Source organism: Streptomyces sp. NPDC001515, from assembly GCF_053597115.1.
In genome coordinates this window covers 326702-332701 of record NZ_JBSFHN010000002.1, presented here as the reverse complement: position 1 = coordinate 332701, position 6000 = coordinate 326702, and the positions used below count along the sequence as shown (strand labels likewise).

Annotated in this window: 4 protein-coding genes; 1 reads left to right on the top strand and 3 read right to left on the bottom strand. The window is 70.3% G+C overall.

Annotated elements, in window-relative coordinates; translation table 11 throughout:
* Positions 1-97: 97 nt before the first annotated feature.
* Positions 98-799 (bottom strand): SIMPL domain-containing protein, encoded by a 702-nt coding sequence (locus tag ACWCXC_RS05075; protein WP_450681022.1) that lies wholly within the window; start codon positions 797-799, stop codon positions 98-100.
* A gap of 192 nt (positions 800-991) precedes the next feature.
* Between ACWCXC_RS05075 and ACWCXC_RS05070 the strand changes: the two genes are divergently transcribed.
* Positions 992-2797, top strand: coding sequence for a bifunctional metallophosphatase/5'-nucleotidase (locus ACWCXC_RS05070; RefSeq protein WP_450681078.1), 1806 nt, complete (start codon positions 992-994; stop codon positions 2795-2797).
* A 143-nt stretch (positions 2798-2940) separates the two neighbouring features.
* On the opposite strand, the gene ACWCXC_RS05065 is transcribed toward ACWCXC_RS05070, so the two are convergent.
* Both ACWCXC_RS05065 and ACWCXC_RS05060 read right to left on the bottom strand, forming a co-directional pair.
* The gene (locus ACWCXC_RS05065; RefSeq protein ID WP_450681021.1) at positions 2941-4359 is read right to left on the bottom strand and encodes a lysine N(6)-hydroxylase/L-ornithine N(5)-oxygenase family protein; all 1419 of its coding nucleotides are present in this window, start codon (positions 4357-4359) and stop codon (positions 2941-2943) included.
* Complete coding sequence (locus ACWCXC_RS05060) at positions 4356-5759, bottom strand: pyridoxal phosphate-dependent decarboxylase family protein (protein ID WP_450886663.1); 1404 nt, start codon at positions 5757-5759, stop codon at positions 4356-4358. The genes ACWCXC_RS05065 and ACWCXC_RS05060 overlap by 4 nt, the downstream gene beginning before the upstream one ends.
* Positions 5760-6000 lie beyond the last annotated feature (241 nt).

The following is a 6000-nucleotide window of genomic DNA, read 5'->3' as shown; positions in this document are numbered from 1 at the left end:
TTTTTTTTCCGTTTTTTTCACATTTTTTTTTTTGGGGGGGGGGGCGCTGTGTCTCGCGCGCGCCGGTGGGGGTCGGGGTGGGTCGGTCGGGTCGTTTTCAGAGTTTCGGCGGGGTCATGGTGAAGCGGGCGTTGACCTGCGCGTAGACGGTCTGTTGCTGGGGTTCGAGGTCGATGGCGGGGGGCGGTGGGGCGGCGGCTCCGGCGGGTGCGGGGAGTGGGCCGCCGTAGCCGGCGCCGCGGGCGTAGGCGACGGGGGCGGGGTTCTCGGCGCCGATGTCGGCGAGTTCGACGAGGGCGGCGAGTTCGGCGCCGAGTGCTCCGGCGTATTCGCGGGCGCGTTGGACGGCTTCGCGGACGGCTTGGCGGCGGGCTTCGCCGTGCGCGGGTGAGGTGGGGCGCAGGGCCCACCAGGGGCCGTTGATGTGGGTCATGTCGAGGTCGCCGATGCGGGTGACGAATTCGCCCAGGGTGGTGAAGTCGTTGAGGACGGCGGTGATGTGGACGCGGCCGTGGTAGGCGCGGATCTTTTCGTCGCGGCCGCGGTGGACGAGTTCGGGGCTGATGGAGAGGGCGCCGGTTTCGAGTTTTTCGATGGCGTCGCCGTAGGTGCGGGCAAGTTCGAGGACGGTGGTGTTGCGGCGGGTGAGGTCGTCGAGGGCGGCGCGGCGGTCTTTGCCGCGGGCGGTGACGGTGATGGAGAGGCGGGCGATCTCCGGGTCGACTTCGAGGCGGGCTTCGCCTCGGACGGCGAGGCGGGGTTGGTCGGGGGTGCCGTAGGGCTGGGCGGTGTCGGTCATGGGGTCCACTGTGGCAGTCGGGTCTGACAGGTGGGGTGTGGTCGGGTGGTCGTTGTGTGGTCATGGAACGGAAACCTGTCGGGGGTGTTGCCGGGGGTGGGGCGCGGGTGATTATCTACGCGCGTTGTCCGTGGGGGCGCGTGGTCTACGCGTGTCATGCGCGGGGTGAACCAAGATGTGGGAGAAGACGAGATGCCGCTGAACCGAAGGACGTTTCTGGGGACATCGGCGGCTGCCGGTGCGGGTGCGGCGCTGGTGGGGGGTGGAGCGGTGCCGGCCGGGGCGCAGGGCCGGGGTCATGGTCACGGGCCGGAGCCGAAGCGGTACGCGTTCACGGTGATGGGGACGACGGATCTGCACGGGAACGTCTTCAACTGGGACTACTTCACGGACGCCGAGTTCGACGACAAGGCGCACAACGATGTGGGTCTGGCGAAGATCTCGACGTTGGTGGATCAGGTGCGCCGGGAGAAGGGCCGCCAGAACACGCTGATGATCGACGCGGGTGACACGATTCAGGGTACGCAGTTGTCGTACTACTACGCGAAGATCGATCCGATCACGGCGAAGCGTGGTCCGGTGCATCCGATGGCGCAGGCGATGAACGCGATCGGCTATGACGCGGCGGCGCTGGGGAATCACGAGTTCAATTACGGGATTCCGGTGCTGCGGAAGTTCGAGGAGCAGTGTGATTTTCCGCTGCTGGGGGCGAACGCGCTGGACGCGAAGTCGTTGCGGCCGGCGTTCGCGCCGTATGTGATCAAGACGCTGCGGACGCCGCACGGCCGGGATGTGCGGGTGGGGATCCTGGGTCTGACGAATCCGGGGATCGCGATCTGGGACAAGGCGAATGTGGGCGGGAAGATGGTGTTCCCGGGCCTGGAGGAGCAGGCCGCGAAGTACGTGCCGCGGCTGCGGTCGATGGGTGCGGACGTGGTGATCGTGTCGGCGCACTCGGGGAACAGCGGGACGTCGTCGTACGGGGATCAGATTCCGTATGTGGAGAACGCGGCGGGTCTGGTGGCGGAGCAGGTGCCGGGGATCGACGCGATTCTGGTGGGTCACGCGCATCTGGAGATTCCCGAGTACTTCGTGGAGAACAAGGAGACCAGGAAGAGGGTCGTGCTGTCGGAGCCGTTGAAGTGGGGGCAGCGGCTGACGTTGTTCGACTTCGATCTGGTGTGGGAGAAGGGTCGCTGGGTGGTGGAGCGGGCCGGTTCCCGGGTGCTGAACTCCAATGCGGTGGCGGAGGACCCGAAGATCACCCGGTTGCTCGCGGACGAGCACGCGAAGGTGGTGGCGTATGTGAACCAGGTGATCGGTACGTCGACGGCGGCGATGTCCACGGCGGAGGCGGCGTGGAAGGACGAGCCGATCATCGATCTGATCAACGTGGTGCAGACGGAGACGGTGCGGGAGGCGCTGGCGGGGGGTGAGTACGCGTCGTTGCCGGTGCTGTCGCAGGCTTCGTGCTTCTCGCGTACGGCGCGGATTCCGGCGGGGGATGTGACGATCAAGGATGCGGCGGGTCTGTATCCGTTCGAGAACACGCTGGAGGCGCGTCTGGTGACGGGTGCGCAGATTCTGGATTATCTGGAGTTCTCGGCGAAGTACTACGTGCGGACGGCGGCGGGTGCGCCGGTGGATCCGGAGGCGTTGACGAACGCGGAGAGCACGCCGGACTACAACTATGACGCGGTGTCGGGGTTGACGTACGACATCGATATCGCGAAGCCGGTGGGGTCGCGGATTTCGGGTCTGTCGTTCGAGGGGAAGCCGGTGGATCCGGCGGCGCAGTTCGTGCTGGCGGTGAACAACTACCGGGCGAGTGGTGGGGGGAACTTCCCGCACGTTCCGGCGGCGAAGCAGGTGTGGGCGAATTCGGAGGAGATCCGGAACACGATCATCGCCTGGGTGCGGGCGAAGGGTTCGGTGGACGCGGCGGAGTTCGCTTCGGTGGACTGGCGTCTGACGCGGGACGGTGTGCCGGTGTTCTAGGCCCGGCGGACGGGAGGGGTCGGGCAGGTTCTGGGCGGGGTCGACGGCGGCTCTCCTCATGCGCGTGGTGCGGGTGGGGGGAGCCGCCGTTGTCGTGTCCGGGGGGCGGGGGCGGTCTCTGTGGCGGGTGGTGGTGGGGGCGGTCAGGTGTTCTGGATGAGGGGGACGAGGTCGGGGCCCTGGGTGGGGATGGTGGGGGTGTGCGGGGTGAGGCCGAAGGTGGTGAAGGCGGTGCGGTGCGGGAGGGGGTAGGGGGTGGTGCCGGTGAGGTGGTTGAGGATCGTGGCGCTGCGCCAGGCGGCGAGGCCGAGGTCGGGGGCGCCGACGCCGTGGGTGTGGCGTTCGGCGTTCTGTACGTAGAGGGGGCCGGTGACGGCGGGGTCGAGGTCGAGGCGGTAGTGCTCGTCGACGCGGGGGCGGCCGGCGCGGTCGCGGCGTACGAGGGTGCCGAGGGGTTCGAGGAGGGGGTCGAGGGGGCGTTCGCGGTAGCCGGTGGCGAGGACGACGGCGTCGGTGACGAGGCGGCTGCGGGTGCCCTGCTGGGTGTGTTCGAGGTGGAGTTCGACGCGGGTGGCGGCGACGCGGCCGGCGGTGCGGACGGTGACGCCGGGGGTGAGGGTGGTGTCGGGCCAGCCGCCGTGGAGGGTGCGGCGGTAGAGCTCGTCGTGGATGGCGCTGATGGTGTCGTGGTCGATGCCTTTGTGGAGTTGCCACTGCTGGGGGACGAGTTGGTCGCGGACGGTTTCGGGGAGGCCGTGGAAGTAGCGGGTGTAGTCGGGGGTGAAGTGTTCGAGGCCGAGTTTGGAGTACTCCATGGGGGCGAAGGCGGGGGTGCGGGCGAGCCAGTGGAGTTTTTCGCGTCCTTCGGGGCGGGCGCGCAGCAGGTCGAGGTAGATCTCGGCGCCGGACTGTCCGGAGCCGATGACGGTGATGTGTTCGGCGTCGAGGAGCCGGGTGCGGTGGTGGAGGTAGTCGGCGGAGTGGATGACGGGGGCGGTGCCGGCGTCGGCGAGGGGTTTGAGGGGTTCGGGGATGTGGGGTTCGGTGCCGATGCCGAGGACGAGGGCGCGGGTGTGGGCGCGGCCGAGGGCTTCGGCTTGGCCGTCGGCGTCGAGTTGGGTGAAGTCGACTTCGAAGTGGGCGCGTTGGGTGTTCCAGCGGACGGTGTCGACCTGGTGGCCGAAGTGGAGGCCGGGGAGTTGGCTGCTGACCCAGCGGCAGTAGGCGTCGTATTCGGTGCGGGGGATGTGGAAGCGCTCGGCGAAGTAGAAGGGGAAGAGGCGGTCGCGGGTGCGGAGGTAGTTGAGGAGGGTCCAGGGGCTGGTGGGGTCGGCGAGGGTGACGAGGTCGGCGAGGAAGGGGACTTGGAGGGTGGCGCCGTCGATGAGGAGGCCGGGGTGCCAGTGGAAGGCGGGGCGTTGGTCGTAGAAGGCGGTGGTGAGGGGGGTGGGGAGGCCGTGGGCGAGGGCGGCGAGGGAGAGGTTGAAGGGGCCGATGCCGATGCCGATGAGGTCGTGGGGCCGGTCGGTGTCGGGGGTGGGCCGGGGGGGCCGGGTGGTCATCGGGGGGTGCCGCTTTCGGTGAGTTCGGTGGCGAGGTCGGTGACGAGGGCGAGGAGGGTGTGCAGGTCCTCGGGGGTGGCGTGGGGGTTGAGGAGGGTGGCTTTGAGCCAGAGGCGGTCGTGGGTGCGGGTGCGGCCGAGGACGGCGTGGCCTCGGGTGAGGAGGGTGCGGCGGAGGGTGGCGACGGTGTGGTCGTCGGCGTGGGTGGGGCGGAAGAGGACGGTGGTGAGGGTGGGGCGTTCGTAGAGGTCGAGTGCGGGGTGTTTGGTGATGAGGTCGGCGAGGTGTTCGGCGGCGGCGCAGGTGCGGTCGATGAGGTCGGCGAGTCCGCTGCGGCCGAGGGCCTGGAGGGTGACGGCGATCTTGAGGGCGTCGGGGCGGCGGGTGGTGCGCAGGGAGCGGCCGAGGAGGTCGGGGAGGCCGGCTTCGGTGTCGTCGTCGGCGTTGAGGTAGGGGGCGTGGTGGTGGAGGGGGTGGAGGAGGCGGTGGTCGGGGACGGCGAGGATGCCCGCGGAGGCGGGTTGCCAGCCGAGTTTGTGGAGGTCGAGGGCGACGCTGTGGGCGCGGTCGATGCCGGTGAGTTTGTCGCGGTGGGTGGGGCTGAGGACGAGGGGTCCGCCGTAGGCGGCGTCGATGTGGAGTTCGGCGCCGTGGGCTTCGCAGAGGTCGGCGATCTCGGCGAGGGGATCGATTCTGCCGGTGTCGGTGGTGCCTGCGGTGGCGGTGACGAGGAGGGGGTGGGGTCCTCGGTGGTGGGCGAGGAGGTTGTCGAGGGCGCCGGGGTCGATGGTGCCGGTGGGTGCGGGGACGGTGAGGGGTTCGGGGAGGCCGAGGAGCCAGGCGGCGCGGGGGATGCTGTGGTGGACGTTGGTGCCGCAGACGGTTTGTACGGTGCCGTGGCGTTCGCGGGCGAGGAGCAGGGCGAGTTGGTTGGACTCGGTGCCGCCGGTGGTGACGAGGGCGTCGGGGCGGGGGCGGCGGGGGTAGACCTCGGCGGCGAGGGCGGCGGCGGTGTCGGCCTCGATGGTGGAGGCGGCGGGGGCCTGGTCCCAGGAGTCCATGGAGGGGTTGAGGGCGGAGGCCGCGAGGTCGGCGGCGGTGGCCAGGGCGAGGGGCGGGGTGTGGAGGTGGGCGGCGCAGCGGGGGTCCGCCGGGTCGGCCGCGCCTTCGGTGAGGGCGCCGACGAGGGTGGCGAGGGCGTGGTGGGCGCCGGTGCCGTGTTCGGGGATGACGGGGTCGAGGGCGGTGCGGGTGTGGGCGGCGACGGCGTCGGGTCCGCCGGCGGGGAGGGGTCCGTCGCGGCGTCGGGCGCCTTCCTGGAGGGCGGTGAGGACGGTGTCGATGAGGGGGCGCAGGGCGGTGGGTCCGGTGGTGGATCCGGCGAGTGCGGGGGTGGGCATGGGGGGCTGACCCTTCGGGTGCGCGCGGGTGGACATGTCAGCTTGTCCGGGTTTCGGGTGTCGTTGCCGGGGTGCCCGGTGATCTGAACCCGAAAGGGGGATGACGGGCTGGTGGGAGCGGGGTGTGGCGCGGCGGAGTGCTATGGGGTGCGGAGCCGGGGGGCGGGGGTGCCGGGGTGTCCGTGTCGTGCCTCGGGGAGGGCGCGGGGTGGGTCCGGGAGGCGTACGGGACGGGCGTGGT